Raw genomic sequence first — 19206 nt, 5'->3', positions numbered from 1 at the left:
CGCAATCTCCCAACCCATTTCCATTCATATCGATATTCGCACAATCCACGATTCCATCTGAATTCACGTCCGTTGCTGCGCGGAATTTAGAATTCCCTTCGGCACTATCTACAATACCGTCTCCATCTGAGTCTAGATCGCGCAGGTTTGGTATGCCATCGTTATCCGTATCATATAGTAATTCGATTCTATCTAGAATACCATCATTATCTGTATCCAAATCTAGGTAGTTGGCATCACCATCTCCATCCGAATCTATATTACGCTCCGTTGAATCGAGTAATCCATCGCCGTCTGAGTCTGTATCAAGGTAATTCGGTATTCCATCCCCATCAAAATCCGCACACTTGGCTGAGGTGCCGAAGCATTCCATTGAGTTCGGGATGCCGTCGTTATCATTATCCGCTAACGCAAAGAAATTCGTGTACGCCCTAGTGCCAATGGCAGGGATCACGCCAGGATAAGAGCCCACTGCATAGTTGAGTGGGTTTGTATCTACGCTATTCGGTGCGCCGTCGCCGTCGCAGTCCGCAGCAAGCCAGGCAGCGCTGACATTCGCACGCACCTGAGAAGCTGGTTTATAATCGCAAGGTTCGAACTGATTCGTGTTGTCGATCAGCTCTTGAGAATCTGGGACGCCGTCACCGTCGGTGTCATCCGAAATCGTAATGTTTAGTGCCGCATTTGAAGCTAAGGTTCCGCCAATGGCCGATGGGGTTAAAATAACCGTTTCATCGCCTTCAGTTACATTATCTGCTAAGGCGGAAACAGTGACCGTTCCAGTCAATTGACCGGCTGGGATGATGATTTGGGGGCCGGTGGTGAATTTTTGAATACGATGGTTATCTAAGTCAGATGCATAAAGATTCCCATAAGAATCAAAAACTACATCTTCAACAAAATTGAATTGGTTAGAATTTACACCTTGCCCATTACCACCTGCTATCGTTTTACCAGTGGTAGCACCAGATGCCCAATATTGTACCCTATGGTTACCATAATCAGCTATAGATATATTCCCTTCATCGTCAACGAAAAGCCTACCAATACTTTCGCTAAATTGATTTGCCGCAGAGCCAACACCGTTTCCTCCAGCTACCGTCGTTCCAAAAGATGCTCCAACTGTCCACTTTTGAATTCGTCTATTTATCTCATCAGAGATATACATATTTCCATAATTATCTACAACAATACCATACGGACTGTCTAACTGATCTGCTCTATTGCCGAATCCATTTCCTCCAGCAACCGTAACCCCAGAAGTAGCTCCCGGAGACCATTTTTGGATTCGATCGTTATATGCATCCGCTATGTAGATATTCCCATTTGCGTCAACGTCTACACCCGTAGGAAAATTTAGTTGATTGGCTGCAGATCCCAGGCCATTGCCTCCTGCAACTGTCGTTCCAGATGTTGCTCCTGGTTCCCATTTTTGTACACGATGATTACCTCGATCCACAATAAATAAATTTCTAGCGGCGTCTAAGGCGATTCCTCCATAATAACTAGTAGAAATACCCCCGAATTGATTTGATTGGCTTCCTGAGCCATTTCCTCCAGCAACGACTTCTCCGACTGTAGAACCTGGTGTAAATTTGAGTATCCGAGCATTTAAATAATCATAAACATATAAATTTCCTAACTCATCAATTGTCAAACCTGAAGGTTCATTTAACTGACTTAATGAAGACCCGGGAGTACCAGTACCAGCAACAGTTATTGCATTAGCATTAAATCCCAGCAAACTAAATTGGTGATCACTATTAATACGAGCTGTTCCTGTTGGTGCAAAATTGATTATTGTTTCAACTCCTGAAGCTACAGATAACGCAGCCGTAATTGTAGATGTTTGCCCTTCCGCTACACGGGTATTATCTGTAGATATTGTAATCGTAGGAGTAACAATATTTGCGGTACGGCCCGAAATTAATCGATTGGCAAAATTTAATTGATTTACTGATTTAGATTTTGCTGCCGATATCCCCTGTTGGCTTAATGGCAACGTCCGTATACGAGATCTTATAGCGTCTCTCTGACCATATGACAATTGAATGCTAAGTAGGAAACAAAAAAACCAACTTAATTTTCGAATATGTGCTTGAGTAGCTACACGCGAACTAGCCTCAAAGAAGCCTTTGACTAATATAAATGCTTGCATAAAAAATTATTTTAGAACTGATATGTTGAACGAAAATATGGACTGCCAACTTATATTCCTAATTAATTTATGAATTAGCTATGCCCTAACCACTTAATATGCAATATTTTACATTAATGAAACATAATAAAAAAGACGCGCACCTCAAGTATCGCGTCTCTACTAAATCTAATTCTAACGTCCAGCGTCTAAAGTCTGACGTCTAATGACATCCTGACCATTATCATATTTTTTTTCAAGCCATGCCCCGACCTTTGCACCTCATTCACACCGAACTTATCTGAGTACATGCAAGCAGCGAAAACACACTCATTTCATATACCCGTCATGGGACTTGGTTTTACCATCGACACACCGGTCAAAGTGGGGCATTTTGGCATCTCTTCTGTGATATCAATTGTAGACGATCAACTCATCGAGGAAATGCGCGAAATCCATTGCCGCGAAAATGAGATCCCTTTTGAACCCATTGATACCCATGCCCCTGATTCCCGGGCACAACGCATAACGGCTTACCTGAATTTGGTACAAGATTTAGTGTACCAAAAACTAGAAGTGATTCGGGCGCAAGCATTTATGCCAGGCTCGGATATTGAACGCTATTTCGAGCTTTTGCCCGAATCCTCTCCGCTAAAAAACACGTACCAACAGTGGCAATTAACGCAAGAAGACACGTTAGAAGCTAAATTGCGTGCCGGAATTGAGGCGGGATCGATAGATGTCAACATCATGGCTAAGTTGAATCGAATCCGATACGATAAAAATGGCGAAGCACTCGACAAAGAATATGCAGACGCCCTTTCCGCCTTGCGCGGGTATGCCCAAAGCAACCTGAAATCATCCATCATCTTCTCCGCCGGCTACAATCCCATGCTCTATGGCTACCTCGAAAACTTCCCGGATTTTTACCCGAACGCACATGGGTTGATTAAAAAACAAGTCATACTCAAAGTCAGCGACTACCGCAGCGCAGTGACGCAAGGCAAGATATTGGCCAAAAAGGGTATTTGGGTGTCTGAATTCCGCATCGAATCTGGACTAAATTGTGGCGGACACGCCTTCGCCACCGATGGACTTTTACTCGGCCCAATATTAGAAGAATTTAAAATGAACCGTGTAGCGCTACAATTCGAATTATTCGAAATTTGCCAAAAATCTTTATTAGAACGCGCTATTCCTAGTTTCATGCACATGCCAGACATGCGCATCACCGTGCAAGGGGGTATCGGAACGAGTGACGAAAATGAATTTCTACTCGAACATTATGCCACCCAAAGTACCGGTTGGGGCAGCCCTTTCCTACTCGTTCCCGAAGCCACCAATGTAGACGCAGAAACACTCAATGCCCTTGCGACCGCAGAACCAGCCGATTATTACTTGAGCCATGCGTCGCCACTGGGAATTCCGTTCAACAACTTCCGGAAAAGTAGCTCCGAAAAACAACGCCTTCAGCGCATTGAAAAAGGAAAACCGGGGAGTCCGTGTAATTTAAAATACCTAGCCACCAATACTGAGTTTACCGAAAAGCCGATATGTACGGCGTCGCGGCAGTACCAACAAGCCAAATTGAAGCAGATCGATGCACTCGGTTTGTCGGCAGTCGAATACCAAAAGCAGTATGAATCGATCACCGAAAAAGTGTGCTTATGTACCGGATTAGGCACATCGGCTTTGCAGATTCATCAGGTGAAACCGAAGCATCACTTGAATTCGATTGCGATTTGCCCTGGGCCAAATTTGGCATATTTTAGCGGAACCTATTCCCTCAAGGAAATGGTGGACCACATTTACGGCCGGATCAACATCCTCAATACGACGGATCGCCCGAACTTATTTGTGAAAGAATTGAGCCTATATGTGGATTACTTGAAAAAGGAAGTAGAAAAAAGCATCAACCAAATCAACACGAAACAAGAGCGATATTTGAAGACATTCCAACAAAATTTATTGGCAGGCATCGCTTATTACCAACAAATCAAAAATTCTAAAATCGGCAATATGCGTCAGGAATTGAGTCGATGGGAGGAAAAAGTGGCCCAACTGATCATTCCGCAAGCCACTTTATAAAATTATTTAATGAGTTGTCCAAGCTACGGCTTTAGTCAGTACTTTTACACTACTTCTGACAAACTCTAAAATGAAACATAGTATCATCGTTTGCTTGTTGTTGACTTTAACCTCACACGCCTGGGGCCAAAAAGTCATTCGAGGGCCCTATTTACAGATGGCAGGGCCAACCACGATGACGATTCGCTTTCGAACTGACTCCCCTGTAAACGCGGAAGTAGGCATCGGTACGGATGCCAAAACGTTCACACGAACAAAAAAGACAGGTCCAGCAAGTACAGAACATACCATTCTGATCGACTCACTCACAGCTAGCAAAACTTATTATTATAAAGTTAAAACCGGTACAAACACGTTAGGAGATTCTACTTATTTCTTTAAAACCGCCCCAGCCGTAGGTTCGTCCGAAAAATTTCGTTTTTGGTCCTTAGGGGATATGTATGCTGGCCTTGCCCAAGAACGCGTTTATGAGGCTTTTTTAAAATATAATGGTACCAACTATGCTAATTTCTTAATGACGGTGGGGGACAACTCCTACAAGGGTGGGACAGATGAAGGCTATCAACTGGACTTCTTTGATGTCTATCAAAAAGGAACATTCTTGCGCCAAAGTGCCCTTTTCATGGGCTTAGGCAATCATGACTACGGTAGCTTTCCCCGAGTACAAGACAATCCCGATATGGGCTATTATCAAATTTTTAATCTGCCCACAAAAGGGGAATTAGGAGGTGCCCCTTCCGGATCAGAAGCTTACTATTCCTTTGATTATGGCAATGTCCATTTTATAAGCCTAGACTCCTTTGCCCGTGGCCGAGATGGAAAACTATTGACTGATCCAGGTTCTGAACAAATGGCTTGGCTAATCAAAGACTTAGAAAATACTAAGCAGCGCTGGAAAATTGTCTATTTCCATCATGCGCCTTATACGCGAGGTACCTATGATTCAGATGTATGGGAAAACTTAAAACAACCGCGCCTAGTTGTTACTCCTGTGTTAGAAAAATATGGCGTGGACGTCGTCTTATCTGGCCATAGCCACGTGTATGAGCGATCAAAACCGTTAAAAGGATATACTGGCTTAGTGGCTGATTTTAATCCAGCAATCCACTTTACCCAGACCAGCTCCGGGAAATATAACGCTACAACTAACTCATGTCCCTACATGTTCACAACGAACCTGGCATCCAATGGGGTGATTTACGTCGTAAATGGTGTGGGCGGGGCGACGGGGGCCATGCGCCCCAATGCACCGCATCCAGTGATGGAGACGAGTCAAGCGGGAATCGGGGGATCCATGATTTTTGACATTGAAGGCAGTCGGCTTGATGCCAAATTCCTGACGGAAAATGGTACCATTACGGATCAATTTACCATTTTCAAAGATTTAACCGTGACCGATCCCGCGGCGGTTACGGTGAATTACCAAGGTTTGGTGAACTTAACTGCCCCATGGCAGGGAGAATATGTTTGGAATACAGGGGATAAAACGCGGGTCATCCAGAAGAACCCGATTGAGACCCAAAAATTCACGGTTAAAGACCCGCAGAACTGCTTGCAAACGAATTATCAGGTAAATGTGATGCCTCCGCTTGGAATCAATGAACTGCCAGATGATGCGTTTGAATACCTAAAAATCTATGATTTCAACGGTCGTTTGCTTCGTGAAATTCAATCTCCTGGAAAATTAAGCCAAGTTAATTTAAGTGAATTACCGACCGGTCGTTACATACTTCAACTTCATATTAACGGTCATGACAAAATCATTAAGTTGGCTCGCTAGTCTTCTTCTTTTCTCCCTTCAATTATTCGCTCAAGACACTACGCAACATCGGGTTCCTGGCCGGGTAAATTCCACGGATCAAATTGCAAAACCCTATGTGATTTTAATTTCCGCAGATGGGTTTCGGTCGGATTTTGCGGATAAATATGACGCCGGATATTTGAAATCCAAGCGGTCTTTGGGGGTTTCTGCCCCATCGATGATTCCATCGTACCCAACTTTGACATTTCCCAATCACTATACCATTGTGACGGGATTATATCCGGCGCATCATGGGCTTGTGAATAATCGGTATTATGACCCGGCGTCACGGCAAGAATATAGTATGGGGAATAAGAAAATGGTGAGTGAGGGGAAATGGTATGGCGGGACACCGCTGTGGGTTTTGGCGGAAAAACAAGGCATGCTCGCCGCGAGTAATTTTTGGGTAGCCTCGGAAGCGGACATCCAAGGCGTGCGGCCTAGCTATTATTATGTCTACAATGAGGTGACACCCATCGCGCAACGTATCCAGTCGGTGAAAGACTGGCTAAGCCTCCCCGCTGAAAAACGGCCGCACTTCATTACCTTTTATTTTCCAGAGGTGGATCATGATGCCCATGAATTTGGGCCGGAGGATCCGCGGGTGAAGAAATCGGTGCAATTTGTGGATCAGGCGATTCGCGATTTGCAAGCGGCTTTGGATCCTTTGAAATTACCGATTAATTATGTGTTTGTTTCGGATCATGGGATGGTGACGGTCGACAATCAAAATACCATGGGCCTTCCGGCAGAAATAGATACAGCGGCCTTTCGCGTTCCTTCAGGGGATGCGCTTTTGCAGGTCCATGCCAAAGACCCTTCGCGCATCGCATCCACTTATCAGGCATTAAAAAAAAATCCTAATTTTGATACGTATTTAATGTCGGAAACGCCGGCTCATTGGCATTACCGGGATACCGATGATCGCTTCAATCGCTTAGGCGCCATCCTGCTCGTGCCTAAGCTTCCGCGGGTTTTCAACTTAAGTCGCTACCCAACTAACCAGGGGAAACATGGGTTTGATACACGTTTGCCGGAAATGCAGGCGAGTTTCCAAGCGTGGGGCCCTGCGCTCAAAGTGGGGAAGCGTATTCCTGCATTTGAAAATGTCGATATTTATCCGCTTGTCGCGAGTATGCTAGGGCTTACGTATGACCCTTCTACGATCGATGGACGTATAGATACTTGGAAAACGGTTTTACTTACCTTTGCCAATCCTCCAAGGTTTGGCAAAGGTAGGGGGGGAAAGTGATTTTTAGAGGCAAAAAACTGATAAAAAAGTGGCTATAAAATTGGCTTAACAACCTCTACATCAACCGAAATTCCCTTAGCCGAAATAACCTTATACTCTTCCGAAGGGAAATAAATCGTGGTCATGGCAGTTAGCCCGCCATCCGCAAACATTTCCGCAGACGCCACATCGGTAATTACTTGGAAATCGATGGTAGCAGATTGGCTTATTCGAGGGGCATAGTCCCGACTTGAAAACTTCGAGCTAAATGAAAAATCTCCTGACTGCCGACGGTCCACAAAATAACGATTAGTTGATTTTTCGTATCCCATGGTCACCTGCTCGCCTTTGGCATTTGCTAAAACAATGGAAAAATCCTGAACAGCTTGCCCCTTTGCGGAAATCCGCAACAAGGCGGAAGAAGATTTCATTGATTTGCCAGAGGCCAACTTTTTCGCAGACTCCACCGGCAAATCGATGGGCGTCGAGCTAATAAAATATTTTCCACTAACATTTTTTAATGCCAAATCGCGTGGTAACGTATTCGCACTGCGCCATGATTTCGTAGGCACAACCGTCGCATAATCCCAGTTTGACATCCAGCCTAAAAAGACCCTCCGTTTCCCTGTTTCATGGAAAGTTACGCCCGCATAATTATCCCGACCATAATCAATCCAGCGCGTTTCCGCATCCTGTGGCACAAACTGATGCCCATCAAAATCTCCTACAAAATACTGCGTACCCGATCCGCCATTAGGTGCCCCTGGATTAATACTGACCAATAACACCCATTTTTCCTTACCGTCTACCTCCATCGAAAATAAATCCGGACACTCCCAAACTCCGCCATGCGCACCAATGCCAGCGCCAAAATCACTTTCCCGCGTCCAGGTTTTCAAGTCCTTCGATGAATAAAATGTCTCACGGTCCTGCGTAGCCAAAGCCATAATCCACTTATTTCCTGGGGCATACCATGAGACATTCGGATCTCGAAAATCTGCAATACCCGGATTTTTCAAAACAGGATTTCCGGCATATTTAGTCCACGTATATCCATGATCGTTACTAAATGCAATGCTTTGATTTTCGCGATCAATACGTCCCGCTTTTTCCCATTCCATATTGTGCGATGTGAAAATGGCAACAAGGGCATTTTCCCCAAAACCAGCCGTATTTTGGCGATCAACCACAACCGAACCCGAAAAAATCAATCCAAGCGAATCGGGATACAAAGCGATTGGTTGGTGTTTCCAACGCAACAAATCCGAACTGGTCGCATGCCCCCAATGCATCGGTCCCCAAACCGTGCTTTTCGGATAATGTTGATAATACAAATGATAGGTCCCATTTTCGTAAAACAAACCATTCGGATCATTCATCCACATACTCGGCGGGGTAAAATGGAGGCGCGGACGGTGTTGTTCCTGAGCAAAAACAGGCAATGCCAAAAGGCAAAAAAGGACTATTTTTTTCATAAAAAAAGGGTGGCCCATGTACAATGAGACCACCCAACAAAAGTAAAGAAATTATTACAAGCTTTTCAAGTACTGAATGCTCAAAGGAACATATTCCAATTCTTTGTCACTTTCATCTTCAATGAAGCAATGCTCGATGCCATTTTTCTTGGCCAATTTGATAATAGCTTTCCAATTACCCTGACCCGTTCCCACCGGAACATCATTTTCTGCAGGCGTACCACCAGTCAAATTCCCCATCACGCCTTTGCGCAAATCTTTTACGTGCATTAGTTTCCAACGGTTTGGATATTTCTTCAATAATTTCACCGGCATATCCGCGCCACCGCCATGCATCGTCCAAAGCACATCCATTTCAAAGGAAACATACTCCGGATTCGTGTTTTTGATAATGTAATCCATTAAGGTTCCGTCCTCATAAGCATGAAACTCATAGCCATGATCGTGGTAACAAAACGTGATGCCATTTTCCTTAAAAACCTTTCCGGCCGAATTGAAAAGTGCCACCGCTTTTTGCGCGTCTTCCAAGGTGAAGTCGGTGCCTTTGTGCGGAATCCACGCACACATAACAAATTTTGAGCCAAGGATTTTGGCGCGTTCTACCGCTGCTTGTGGATTCGCAAGTTCATTGAAATCCACTCCCGTAGATGGAATACTGATGCCACGATCCGTACATAATTGCTTGAATTGTTCTGGGGTATACCCTTTAGGCGCGCCACCTTCCAGCTCCGTAATTCCCATGTTTTTAATGATGTCCAATGTTTTCTCTGTTCCATTAGGAAAATGTTTCCGGAAAGTATAGGCCTGAACGCCCATTGGATAGGTGTATAATTTTTGTGCCAATGTGGGCAAGCTGACCACAAGGGCCAAGAGTAGCATTTTGATTTTCATAGTCGTTGGTTTTTTGTAAAAATGCGTGTTTTTTTTGAGAATCAAACCAAGGCCTCCCCTGAATTTTAGTATTTTTGTCGGATGGAAAAACCGTACGTCGCCGACCAGATTTTCGAAAAATGCACTTCCCTTGCCTATGCGGAATATGAACATTGCACCTTTCGTTCGTGCAATCTTGAGGGTGCTGATTTAAAGAATTTTCAGTTTGTGGATTGTCGGTTTGAGGACTGTAATCTATCACTGGTTAAGTTAGGCGGTGCATCGTTACAGCAGGTGGTATTCGAGGGATGTAAAATGCAAGGGCTTCATTTTGAGGCTTGCAACCGGTTTTTATTGGAATACCAATTCACGCAATGTGTCTTAAATTTATCCTCTTTTTATCAAACAAAAAGTAAAAAAACAAGCTTTCAAAATTGTGTACTCCATGAAGTTGACTTTACCGAAGCCGATTTTTCAGAGGCGAAATTTGACGCATGTGATTTGGCTGGGGCTTTGTTTGATCGGACGGTATTGGAGAAGGCCGACTTCCGTTCGGCGGTTAATTATACCATTTCCCCGGCATTGAATCGATTGAAAAAAGCCAAATTTTCACAGGATGGTTTGGCAGGTTTGCTAAGTGACATCGGGATTGAGATTTCCTAATTGATATTTTTAGTTCGAGGTATTTGAATTTGTTTTTTTCCATTTAGCTTTGTCAAACCTCAACCGATTCAAAAGACCGTTGGCGTCCTAAACCTATGAAAAAACTAATCTTATTCTGCCTTTTAGGCATGATTGCGCCATGCGTGCAAGCTCAGCAGATTGAACAATCTGCATTTATTTACGAAAGCGCCCCGTTTCCTTCGTGTCATGCGTCTACTTTGGTGGAAACGCCAGCGGGAATTGCCGCTGCTTGGTTTGGGGGAACCCATGAAAAACATCCGGATGTGGGCATTTGGTTTAGCTTTTTCCGCAACGGGTCCTGGACTACGCCGGTAGAAGTTGCCAATGGTGTCCAAGATACTGGCAAACGCTATCCAACGTGGAACCCTGTTTTGTTCCAAATGCCTGGCAAAGAACTGATCTTATTTTACAAAGAAGGACCTGCTCCGGACACATGGTGGGGTATGTTAAAGCGTTCCACCGATGGCGGAAAAAGCTGGTCGGCCGCGGAGCGACTACCAAAAGACATCTACGGACCTATTAAAAATAAGCCCGAATTAATGGCAGATGGCACCTTACTGTGTCCTTCGAGTTCGGAAGATCATGGCTGGCGACTGCACATGGAGTTTACGAAAGACGGGGGGAAAACATGGTCGCGTACGGACGCTTTGAATGATGGGGTGACGACATCCGCAATCCAGCCAAGTATTCTGAAATTACCAAATGGGAAACTCCAACAGGTTTGTCGGTCCAAAAACGGCTTCGTCCTCCAATCCACTTCAGATGACAATGGTAAAAGTTGGTCTGCTTTAACGCCCACCACCATGCTCAATCCAAACTCGGGTACTGATGCCATGACACTGCGGGATGGCAGGCACATCATTATTTACAACAAGACAAAAAAGGGGCGTAGCCCATTAAACGTAGCCATTTCCTCCGATGGCCAAACTTGGAATGACGTTGCTATTTTAGAAAATGAGCCGGGTGGCGAATTCTCCTACCCAGCCGTTATCCAAGCTTCAGATGGAAAAGTTCACATTACATATACATGGAAGCGGAAGAAAATCAAACACGTTATCATGACCCTTTAATATGTCAAATCTGGACCTAGCCATTATCGGAATTTACCTCCTCAGCATGATTGGGGTGGGGGTTTATTTCTCTCGGAAAAATAAAAGTTCGGAACAATTTACGACGGCATCTGGGAAAATTCCGGGCTGGGCGCTTGGATTAAGCTTTTATGCCACATTTTTGAGTGCGATTACCTTCTTGGGGGATCCAGGTAAGTCATTTGGAAGCAATTGGAATCCCTTCGTTTTTAGCCTTTCTATTCCTTTTGCGGCACTTGTGGCCACTAAACTTTTCGTTCCTTTTTACCGAAATGGGGAAGCGATTAGCGCCTATTCACACTTGGAAGAGCGCTTTGGGGCTTGGGCACGTACGTATGCCATGGTTTGTTTTATTATGACCCAATTGGCCCGAATGGGGACTATTTTTTACGGATTAGCGCTTACAATTAATGCGTTGACGGGCATCCAAATGGAGGGTATAATTCTTGTTTCTGGCTTTGTGATCATCTGTTACACGGTATTGGGGGGAATGGAGGCTGTCATTTGGACAGAAGTAATTCAGGCTATTTTAAAAACATTGGGTGCGCTTTTGATTCTAGTCATCATTACGAGTCAAATCGGCTTTTCTGATGTACTGGCGATTGGGCAGCGTGATGCCAAATTTAGTTTAGGTAGCTTTTCCCCAGACTTGACTACAAGTTCATTTTGGGTCATTTTGAGTTATGGGTTTTTTATTAATTTAACCAATTTTGGGATTGACCAAAACTACATTCAACGGTACCATACGGCAAAAAATACACAGGATGCCGCCAAAAGTATTTGGCTTTGCGTACTTTATTACTTACCTGTTTCCTTTTTATTTTTCTTTATAGGAACGGCCCTTTATGCCTATTATGACTTAAATCCAACCCTTATTTTAGAGTTAAAAAAGCAGGTAGCTTTGGAAAGAAACATGGGCGTAGAGGCGTTGAAGGCCACTGATTATGCGGATCGGGTATTGCCATTTTTCATGAAAACGCAAATTCCCAAAGGTCTGCTTGGCCTATTGCTAGCTGCGCTTTTATCTGCAGGAATGAGCACGATGAGCTCAGGCATGAATAGTTCGGCTACGGTGTTTTTGAAAGACATTTACTTACGGTATGTACAGCCCGATTTAGCGCCACAAAAACAATTGCGTGTATTACTTATTTCCACGGTGGTCATGGGCTGTTTAGGGATTGTATTTGGTATTTGCATGATCGGAGTAAAAAGCCTGTTAGATGTTTGGTGGAAACTATCGGGCATATTCGCAGGAGGCATGTTGGGTATATTTTTACTTGGTTTTTTAGCGAAACATGTATCGAACATGGCGGCAAAAATCGCGGCGATCGGCGGTGTTATCGTGATCGCTTGGATGTCGTTTAAGGATTTGTTGCCTGCCAACTACCAAAGTCCGCTCGATGCCAAATTAACTGTAGTTGTAGGGACATTAACGATTGTAGGACTGGGACTTTTTGCACAATTTTTCATGAAAAAAAGATGAGAATACCGAATGGATTTATACCCGTAATGTTAACGCCATTTACCCCTGAGATGGCGGTAGATGTGCCTGGATTACGCCTATTAACTGAATTTTACCTTGAGCAAGGCGCGGTGGGGCTTTTTGCAAATTGCTTATCGAGTGAGATGTATGAATTAAGTTCAGCAGAACGCTTGTTGGTGATCGACACTGTTGTCAAGCAAGTGGCAGGCCGTGTACCCGTTGTCGCGACGGGAACTTTAGGCGGCAGTATCGAGGAAATGGCTAATTTTTCAAAGCAAGTATATGCGCTTGGGGTTGATGCGGTGATCATTTTAAATAATCAATTTGTGTCTGCTGAGGAGTCAGATACGGAATTTTTGGCGCGCGTCCATGCCTGGTTAGACTTAACTCCAGGCATTCCGTTTGGTATGTATGAATGTCCTGTTCCCTATAAACGTTTGATAAGTTTACCGGTTTTGGAGGATTTATTGTTGACCGGCCGACTATGCTATCACAAGGATACGTCGCTTTCACTCACCGATGTTCAAGCGAAAATTAATGCAGGGAAAGGGCATGTTTTTGGGGTATATGACGCGTATATTGAACATGCGATAGCCTCGTTACAGGCAGGCTCAATGGGGCTATCTTGCATTCAGGGCAACTATTTCCCAGATCTCATTGTTGAATTGTGCCGGACACCTGAGCAGGGTGATCACATTCAAAAATTTATGTGTAAACATATGCAGCTGATGCATGATGTGTATCCTACAAGTGCGAAATATGTATTGGCGAAAATGGGATTTCCAATCGGGCTGGAGACCCGACGTTTAGTGGGTGAATTGACCCCAGAAATTTGCTCATCACTCGATAAATTAATTGAAGAACGCAAAAATCTATTGGATTGATAGACTTTTATTTTTACTTTAAAGTGTTATTTAGTTTGTTGATGAAGTATAGTTCAAAAAACGCTGTCTGAAATTCGGATAGCGTTTTTATTTTTTCAGTAGGTCTCGAACGATTTTCAGGTGATGTTCAGTATGAATCCATAGAAACTGGATGGTTTTGTCACGATTTAAATCACCAAAATATGGGTGTGGGAAAAACTGATTTGGCGCTACGCTCATGAGATTAATGATGGCCAAACTAGCACGTTCAAGCGCTTCTTTCAAATCCATATCTAGCGTAGGTTCGACTGCCTTAGGAGCTTTTGCTTTTCCGCGAGGAATATGTTTAGTGAGGAAAATAATGAATTTGGTCCAAGAAAATCTTGGCTTATAATTTACCGGGTCAGATTTCGCAACTGCTGAAATGACTTGATTGAAAACTAAAATAGCATGAGCGAGGTGCCAGCCAACAGACGCATTAGAAATGTCCGAATTTTGGGTTTCTGCCATTGGAATCATGGATTCCATTTCAGCTAATTGTTGGGCAAGTTTTTGGATCATAAGCGCATTTGAAGAAATAAACCGTGATTTGATTTTTCAGATTTTAGTGGGCCATAAGCATCGAAGTTAGAGCCTAGGCCAACCGTATATTTATCAAACGTAAGGCCTGCTCGGAGGCTTGTTCCGCTTCGCGCATGGACATCATTTTTAATATCTTGTACGAATAAACCTTGCATACGCGTATACAACCGTAATTTATTAGATAATTTTGGTTTATATTCTACGAGCGCCACTGTTTCTAGGGCTGGTCCAGGTTTAAAATTATACGTAGGGAAAATCACGATTAGGTAATCTGGGCTGGCCTTCAGAAACTGAAAGCCGATGGTTGGCACAAACCCTAATTTATAATGCCATTGTAAGCCTGATGCGGCAGAAAACCCTTTTCCGAGACCGTAAGTGATTGAATTATTTATAACCATCTCCGTTTCGGACGGTGTATTTTGATAGTCGGCCGCCCCCACCGTCACATTAAAAAAATTGAATTTCCCGGCTGCATCGATAGGCCGATTGATGATAATGAGCAGGTTGGCGCGATTATTACCAGCCATCACTTCAACGGGCAGTGGAGCTTTTTGGCCTAAAGCAGGGAATAGGAAGCAGGTGCAAGCAAATAGGAATAGGAAATTTTTCATGGCAACAAACATACAAAAAGGTTAATTAGCAATTCTCTTTTGCGACCAAAACGCAAAAAATGCAGCTGTAATAAACATGATAAGGCTGTATACGACGGCGGGAATGGTCATGATTCCGTTGTGCAAAATACTGAGTGCGATGTAAATCGCGAGGGAACCGTTGTGAATTCCCACCTCCATGGAGATGGCGATGGCTTGTTTTGGCGGGAGTTTGAAAAGGAGTGGGAGGCCGTAGCCGATCCCAAGACAGCCTAGGTTAAAGAGTAGCGCGGCTCCTCCTACAACCCCAAAATCTTCCCATAAGTGGTCGATTTCTTTCAGGCCAGCTAAGATGATAAGTAGTGCCAAAAACGCCCCAGAGGCCATTTTTACATACTTTTCAGCTTGCAGTGCCTTTGCTGGGAAATAGAATTTTAGGATCATTCCAATCGCAATAGGAGTCACGATGAGAATAAAAACTTCAAGTAATTTTTGGAATTGCAGAGGTACGTACGTGTCTGCTTGCATGAAATAGTCCATCGAAAAATTGACGATTACCCCGATGGAAATGATGGACAAAAGACTGTTGAGTGCGGTAAGTGAGACGTTTAGGGCTACGTCGCCGTTGGCCATGTGGCTATAAAGATTCGCGGATGGCCCACCCGGTGCAGCGGCTAACAGCATGAGACCTACGGCGAGTTCTGGGGGAAGGTTTGTTATAAGCGCAATGCCAAAACAGAACGCGGGGAGGATGATCATTTGGGTAATTAGGCCAACGATCATCGCTTTGGGATAAACAAAAATTCGCTTGAAATCGGCTAATTTGAGCGACAGACCTAGGCCAACCATAATAATAGCAATGGCTAGGGGTAAAAGGACGAGGGATAGAAAACTTGCTTGCATGCGGAAAATTTTGAACCTTGCTGGAAAATAAGTTAAAATTTGATTGCTATCCTAAAATTAGTCGCGCGTCTTGCTTTGTGGATTTTCTGTCCGCGGGTTCGGATTGAAGGTGCGGAGTTGATGGCGGCGCGGGGACCTCTGCTGATCGTAGCTAATCATCCTGATTCGTTTCTAGATGCTGTAATTTTGGGTGCATATTATCCGCGGAAGCTTCATTTTCTGGCTCGCGGGGATGTGTTTCGAAAACCGTTATTTGGATTTTTATTACGGTCGATCGGGATGATTCCGATTCATCGGGCTCGTGAGGGCCGCGAGCATTTACATTTAAATGAAGGTACGTTTCAGGAATCGGTCGAAGTGCTTCGTCGGGGAGATGGGCTGTTGATTTTTATCGAAGGGATCTGTTTATTAACCCATGAAATCCAACCCTTCAAAAAAGGGGCTACCCGTATATTGGAGTCGGCTCAAGCCGCGGGCATTCAGCCCATGGTGCATGTGGTGGGATTGGGATATTCGAATTTTAGGGCATTTGGAAAAGTGATTAACGTAGCGATTGAATCTTTTTCGGAGGAAGCAGTTTTTGATCATGCGCGGCATCGGTTGGATTTTAATGCAGCGGTACGTGAGCAAATGGTTCGTTTGGTTCGCGTGCCTGATGAGGTAGTGGTCCTTCGAAAAGGGCTGTTTTACTACCTAAACCTGCCTTTTTTTCGTTTGGTCAGTGATTATGTGTGGAGTCGTACGGCGGGAACCGTTTTTTATGATTCGGTGCTATTCGGGGTTTTATTGGTTACGTATCCAATATATTTGGTTACGCTTTCAGCTCTTTTTCATGGGCTTTTTGGCATCCCGATGGTCGTGACGATGCTGGCACTTCCTGTGGGATTTCGTTTGACTGGGATGCGAGTGGTTAAAAAATAATCAATAAACGCATGAAATAGGTTTGCGTATAGAGCACATTCCCCCTTACCTTTGCCAAACCTTGGAGGATTGGCAAAGGTAGGAAAAGATGGGTTCGTTGAAATACGAAATTTAGCTAATTTTGACATTGAATAATTGAACAACATGACTAAAAAGTACGATTTCCTGATTGTGGGCGCTGGATTTTTTGGCAGTATTTGTGCCCGCGAATTAACGAATCAAGGATATTCATGTTTGGTCATCGAGAAGCGCGAACACATTGGCGGTAATTGCTATACCGAAAAACGGGACGACATTCACTTACATGTATATGGTGCGCACATTTTCCACACGTCAAATGAGCGCGTTTGGAAATGGATTAATCAATACGCAACTTTTAATCATTACACGAATCGGCCAATTGCGAATTACAAAGGGGAATTATTTGCCTTACCGTTTAACATGTGGACGTTTAACCAACTTTGGCAAGTAAACACGCCGGAAGAGGCCCAAAAAATCATCGCCGAACAAGGAAAAGATATTGTAGATCCACAGAATTTAGAAGAACAAGCCATCAAATTAGTAGGTAAAGACATCTACGAAAAATTGATCAAAGGCTACACGGCAAAACAATGGATAAAAGACCCGAAGGAGTTGCCAAAAGAGATCATAAAACGTCTTCCTGTTCGTTTTACCTTTGACACAAACTATTTCAACGACCGTTTCCAAGGAATTCCAGAAGGTGGATATACGCAGATCTTTGAGAAATTACTAGATGGAATTGAGTTGCGCTTGAATGTGGATTATTTGGCGGACAAGGAAGCATTTAACACACTGGCAAACAAAGTCATTTACACAGGCCCGATTGATTCATATTTCGACTATCAGCACGGGGAATTAGAGTACAAGACCACGCGTTTTGACCATGTCAAAAAGGAATATCCCAATCACCAAGGTGTTGCGGTTATGAATTATACAGATGCCGAGGTTCCATATACGCGCATTATTGAACACAAACATTTTGAGTTTAATGAGACTGAAAAAACCTGGATTAGTTACGAATATCCAGAGCCGTATCAAGCGGGAAAAACGGAGCCGTATTATCCAGTGAATGATGCCCTAAACAATGAGTTATTTAGTAAATATAAAGCACTAGCCGCTGCAGAATCGCAGGTGTATTTCGGTGGGAGACTTGGTGAATATAAGTATTACGATATGCACCAAATCATCGAGCGTGCATTAACGATGGTGGAGACTTTTACCCCTTAGTTTTCACTACCTTTGCCAATCCTCCAAGGTTTGGCAAAGGTAAGGGGGAAAGCCTACCCAAGCAAGGCCTTCATTTTTTTGCGAATGAAATTCGTGGCAAATTCAGGGGCGATTCGGCATAAGATATCCATGAATTTCGAGTCAGACCCCACAAAAACATGAAACTGATTATTTTCCATACCCGCTAAAATAATCCGTGCGGCATCCGTTGCAGGCAAGGCCACCATCGCTGATGAACCCGGAGAAGAAGGAACGTCAACCCCAGAATTAACCGTAATATTCGTCGCAATCGCACCGGGAAACACAAGCGTTACACGAACAGCTGTCTCCTTCAGTTCTGCATATAGACCTTCAGAAAATAACTTGATAGCGGCTTTGGAGGCACCGTAGATGCTTTGGCCGGGAACGGGGAGAAAACCTCCCATACTAGAAATATTTACGATATGCGCCTCAGGGCGAAGTAATAAATGTGGTAAAAATGCCTTCACCATGGCAACAGTGCCATAAAAGTTAACATTCATTACGCGCTCAATCGCGTCAAAACTTAACTCATTCACCCGCACAAAAAGTTGAATAATCCCCGCATTATTAATAATTCCGTCCACATGCCCAAAATGAGTAATCACCTGATCGGGTAAAGCAAGCACAGCAGCACGATTGCTGATGTCCACTTCGAGAAGTAAAAAATTAGTTTCATCCGCCGAGCAAATTTGTTTTGTCTCCAGCAACTGAGGCAGGTGTATGTCTATCGCAGCAACTTTAGCCCCTTTGGCGATGAGCTGGTGCGCCATTTCGCGCCCCATCCCACTGCCTGCTCCTGTGAGCAAAAATACCTTCCCGGCGATTTGCATTATTCCTTCACGCGCATCCCCTTCGCCTCAAACATCCCCATCAAAGAGCCTTTCAAGTTGTCAGAATCAACTTTCGTCAATTCAACGTTCACATCATAGCCTTGAATCGTAAAGAAAATGACCACTTTGTCCTTATCGTCCTCAACCTTCGCAATTTGAACAGGCTCCGCTGCAGCATCACCTACAACTTTTAAGACACCCGTTAACGCGCCATCTTTACGTACCAAATCTGTCGAAAAAGTTGCATCCCCATTCGGAGTCCCAATCACTAAAATCTTCCATTTACCAGCAAAAAAATCGGTTGGATCCGGAAGCTTAGCAAAGGATGAAGCTGAACACAATGACATTAAAACAAACACTAATGCAATTAACTTTTTCATTTCATTAAAAT

16 protein-coding genes and 1 pseudogene are annotated in these 19206 nt (G+C 43.9%); 9 read left to right on the top strand and 8 right to left on the bottom strand.

Annotated features, from left to right (window positions below; translation table 11 throughout):
* Window positions 1-2158, bottom strand: a pseudogene (locus tag ACIQ6T_RS02415) (hypothetical protein); the annotation flags it as partial.
* A gap of 288 nt (window positions 2159-2446) precedes the next feature.
* Here ACIQ6T_RS02415 and ACIQ6T_RS02410 point away from each other — a divergent pair.
* The 3 genes from ACIQ6T_RS02410 to ACIQ6T_RS02400 all read left to right on the top strand — a co-directional run bounded on the left by ACIQ6T_RS02410 (window position 2447) and on the right by ACIQ6T_RS02400 (window position 7278).
* The gene (locus ACIQ6T_RS02410; RefSeq protein WP_395783849.1) at window positions 2447-4225 is read left to right on the top strand and encodes a hypothetical protein; all 1779 of its coding nucleotides are present in this window, start codon (window positions 2447-2449) and stop codon (window positions 4223-4225) included.
* Between the two features lie 70 nt (window positions 4226-4295).
* Window positions 4296-6005, top strand: coding sequence for a metallophosphoesterase (locus ACIQ6T_RS02405; protein ID WP_395783847.1), 1710 nt, complete (start codon window positions 4296-4298; stop codon window positions 6003-6005).
* The gene (locus tag ACIQ6T_RS02400) at window positions 5977-7278 is read left to right on the top strand and encodes an ectonucleotide pyrophosphatase/phosphodiesterase (RefSeq protein ID WP_395783845.1); all 1302 of its coding nucleotides are present in this window, start codon (window positions 5977-5979) and stop codon (window positions 7276-7278) included. The genes ACIQ6T_RS02405 and ACIQ6T_RS02400 overlap by 29 nt, the downstream gene beginning before the upstream one ends.
* Window positions 7279-7310: 32 nt before the next feature.
* Here ACIQ6T_RS02400 and ACIQ6T_RS02395 read toward each other — a convergent pair whose 3' ends face one another.
* Both ACIQ6T_RS02395 and ACIQ6T_RS02390 read right to left on the bottom strand, forming a co-directional pair.
* Window positions 7311-8732 (bottom strand): glycoside hydrolase family 32 protein, encoded by a 1422-nt coding sequence (locus ACIQ6T_RS02395; RefSeq protein ID WP_395783843.1) that lies wholly within the window; start codon window positions 8730-8732, stop codon window positions 7311-7313.
* 54 nt (window positions 8733-8786) lie between these two features.
* The gene (locus tag ACIQ6T_RS02390; RefSeq protein WP_395783841.1) at window positions 8787-9623 is read right to left on the bottom strand and encodes a sugar phosphate isomerase/epimerase family protein; all 837 of its coding nucleotides are present in this window, start codon (window positions 9621-9623) and stop codon (window positions 8787-8789) included.
* Between the two features lie 81 nt (window positions 9624-9704).
* Between ACIQ6T_RS02390 and ACIQ6T_RS02385 the strand changes: the two genes are divergently transcribed.
* The 4 genes from ACIQ6T_RS02385 to ACIQ6T_RS02370 all read left to right on the top strand — a co-directional run bounded on the left by ACIQ6T_RS02385 (window position 9705) and on the right by ACIQ6T_RS02370 (window position 13741).
* Window positions 9705-10265, top strand: coding sequence for a pentapeptide repeat-containing protein (locus ACIQ6T_RS02385; RefSeq protein WP_395783839.1), 561 nt, complete (start codon window positions 9705-9707; stop codon window positions 10263-10265).
* A 95-nt stretch (window positions 10266-10360) separates the two neighbouring features.
* Window positions 10361-11356 carry an exo-alpha-sialidase gene (locus ACIQ6T_RS02380; RefSeq protein WP_395783837.1) on the top strand — a complete coding sequence of 332 codons (996 nt, stop codon included), beginning with the start codon at window positions 10361-10363 and terminating at the stop codon, window positions 11354-11356.
* Window position 11357: 1 nt separating this feature from the next.
* The gene (locus ACIQ6T_RS02375; RefSeq protein WP_395783835.1) at window positions 11358-12857 is read left to right on the top strand and encodes a sodium:solute symporter; all 1500 of its coding nucleotides are present in this window, start codon (window positions 11358-11360) and stop codon (window positions 12855-12857) included.
* Window positions 12854-13741 carry a dihydrodipicolinate synthase family protein gene (locus ACIQ6T_RS02370; protein ID WP_395783833.1) on the top strand — a complete coding sequence of 296 codons (888 nt, stop codon included), beginning with the start codon at window positions 12854-12856 and terminating at the stop codon, window positions 13739-13741. The genes ACIQ6T_RS02375 and ACIQ6T_RS02370 overlap by 4 nt, the downstream gene beginning before the upstream one ends.
* 87 nt (window positions 13742-13828) lie before the next feature.
* Here the strand turns inward: ACIQ6T_RS02370 and ACIQ6T_RS02365 are convergent, their stop codons facing one another.
* From ACIQ6T_RS02365 to ACIQ6T_RS02355, 3 genes are read right to left on the bottom strand one after another with little or no spacing between them, the layout of a single operon-like run.
* The gene (locus ACIQ6T_RS02365) at window positions 13829-14281 is read right to left on the bottom strand and encodes a DUF1569 domain-containing protein (RefSeq protein WP_395783831.1); all 453 of its coding nucleotides are present in this window, start codon (window positions 14279-14281) and stop codon (window positions 13829-13831) included.
* Window positions 14278-14913: a hypothetical protein gene (locus ACIQ6T_RS02360; protein WP_395783829.1), complete on the bottom strand. Its 636-nt coding sequence runs from the start codon at window positions 14911-14913 to the stop codon at window positions 14278-14280. Before ACIQ6T_RS02360 ends, ACIQ6T_RS02365 begins: the two co-directional genes overlap by 4 nt.
* A 21-nt stretch (window positions 14914-14934) precedes the next feature.
* The gene (locus ACIQ6T_RS02355) at window positions 14935-15795 is read right to left on the bottom strand and encodes a bile acid:sodium symporter family protein (protein WP_395783827.1); all 861 of its coding nucleotides are present in this window, start codon (window positions 15793-15795) and stop codon (window positions 14935-14937) included.
* A 39-nt stretch (window positions 15796-15834) separates the two neighbouring features.
* Here ACIQ6T_RS02355 and ACIQ6T_RS02350 point away from each other — a divergent pair, with 39 nt between their 5' ends.
* Entirely contained in the window at window positions 15835-16716 is an 882-nt protein-coding gene (locus ACIQ6T_RS02350; protein WP_395783825.1) for a 1-acyl-sn-glycerol-3-phosphate acyltransferase, read from the top strand.
* A gap of 144 nt (window positions 16717-16860) precedes the next feature.
* Window positions 16861-17964, top strand: coding sequence for a UDP-galactopyranose mutase (glf, locus tag ACIQ6T_RS02345; RefSeq protein ID WP_395783823.1), 1104 nt, complete (start codon window positions 16861-16863; stop codon window positions 17962-17964).
* A gap of 53 nt (window positions 17965-18017) precedes the next feature.
* On the opposite strand, the gene ACIQ6T_RS02340 is transcribed toward glf, so the two are convergent.
* Window positions 18018-18815, bottom strand: coding sequence for an SDR family NAD(P)-dependent oxidoreductase (locus tag ACIQ6T_RS02340; RefSeq protein WP_395783821.1), 798 nt, complete (start codon window positions 18813-18815; stop codon window positions 18018-18020).
* Entirely contained in the window at window positions 18815-19195 is a 381-nt protein-coding gene (locus ACIQ6T_RS02335) for a hypothetical protein (protein ID WP_395783819.1), read from the bottom strand. The genes ACIQ6T_RS02340 and ACIQ6T_RS02335 overlap by 1 nt, the downstream gene beginning before the upstream one ends.
* Window positions 19196-19206: the final 11 nt, after the last annotated feature.

The organism is Aquirufa sp. (assembly GCF_044377215.1).
Classification (GTDB): domain Bacteria; phylum Bacteroidota; class Bacteroidia; order Cytophagales; family Spirosomataceae; genus Aquirufa.
This window is presented reverse-complemented; position numbering and strand designations above follow the sequence as displayed.

Bases quoted from the DNA above. Each gene is read 5' to 3' on its own strand.
- ACIQ6T_RS02410 (WP_395783849.1), top strand. From the start codon at position 2,447: ATGCAAGCAGCGAAAACACACTCATTTCATATACCCGTCATGGGACTT.
- ACIQ6T_RS02405 (WP_395783847.1), top strand. From the start codon at position 4,296: ATGAAACATAGTATCATCGTTTGCTTGTTGTTGACTTTAACCTCACAC.
- ACIQ6T_RS02400 (WP_395783845.1), top strand. From the start codon at position 5,977: ATGACAAAATCATTAAGTTGGCTCGCTAGTCTTCTTCTTTTCTCCCTT.
- ACIQ6T_RS02395 (WP_395783843.1), bottom strand. From the start codon at position 8,732: ATGAAAAAAATAGTCCTTTTTTGCCTTTTGGCATTGCCTGTTTTTGCT.
- ACIQ6T_RS02390 (WP_395783841.1), bottom strand. From the start codon at position 9,623: ATGAAAATCAAAATGCTACTCTTGGCCCTTGTGGTCAGCTTGCCCACA.
- ACIQ6T_RS02385 (WP_395783839.1), top strand. From the start codon at position 9,705: ATGGAAAAACCGTACGTCGCCGACCAGATTTTCGAAAAATGCACTTCC.
- ACIQ6T_RS02380 (WP_395783837.1), top strand. From the start codon at position 10,361: ATGAAAAAACTAATCTTATTCTGCCTTTTAGGCATGATTGCGCCATGC.
- ACIQ6T_RS02375 (WP_395783835.1), top strand. From the start codon at position 11,358: ATGTCAAATCTGGACCTAGCCATTATCGGAATTTACCTCCTCAGCATG.
- ACIQ6T_RS02370 (WP_395783833.1), top strand. From the start codon at position 12,854: ATGAGAATACCGAATGGATTTATACCCGTAATGTTAACGCCATTTACC.
- ACIQ6T_RS02365 (WP_395783831.1), bottom strand. From the start codon at position 14,281: ATGATCCAAAAACTTGCCCAACAATTAGCTGAAATGGAATCCATGATT.
- ACIQ6T_RS02360 (WP_395783829.1), bottom strand. From the start codon at position 14,913: ATGAAAAATTTCCTATTCCTATTTGCTTGCACCTGCTTCCTATTCCCT.
- ACIQ6T_RS02355 (WP_395783827.1), bottom strand. From the start codon at position 15,795: ATGCAAGCAAGTTTTCTATCCCTCGTCCTTTTACCCCTAGCCATTGCT.
- glf (WP_395783823.1), top strand. From the start codon at position 16,861: ATGACTAAAAAGTACGATTTCCTGATTGTGGGCGCTGGATTTTTTGGC.
- ACIQ6T_RS02340 (WP_395783821.1), bottom strand. From the start codon at position 18,815: ATGCAAATCGCCGGGAAGGTATTTTTGCTCACAGGAGCAGGCAGTGGG.
- ACIQ6T_RS02335 (WP_395783819.1), bottom strand. From the start codon at position 19,195: ATGAAAAAGTTAATTGCATTAGTGTTTGTTTTAATGTCATTGTGTTCA.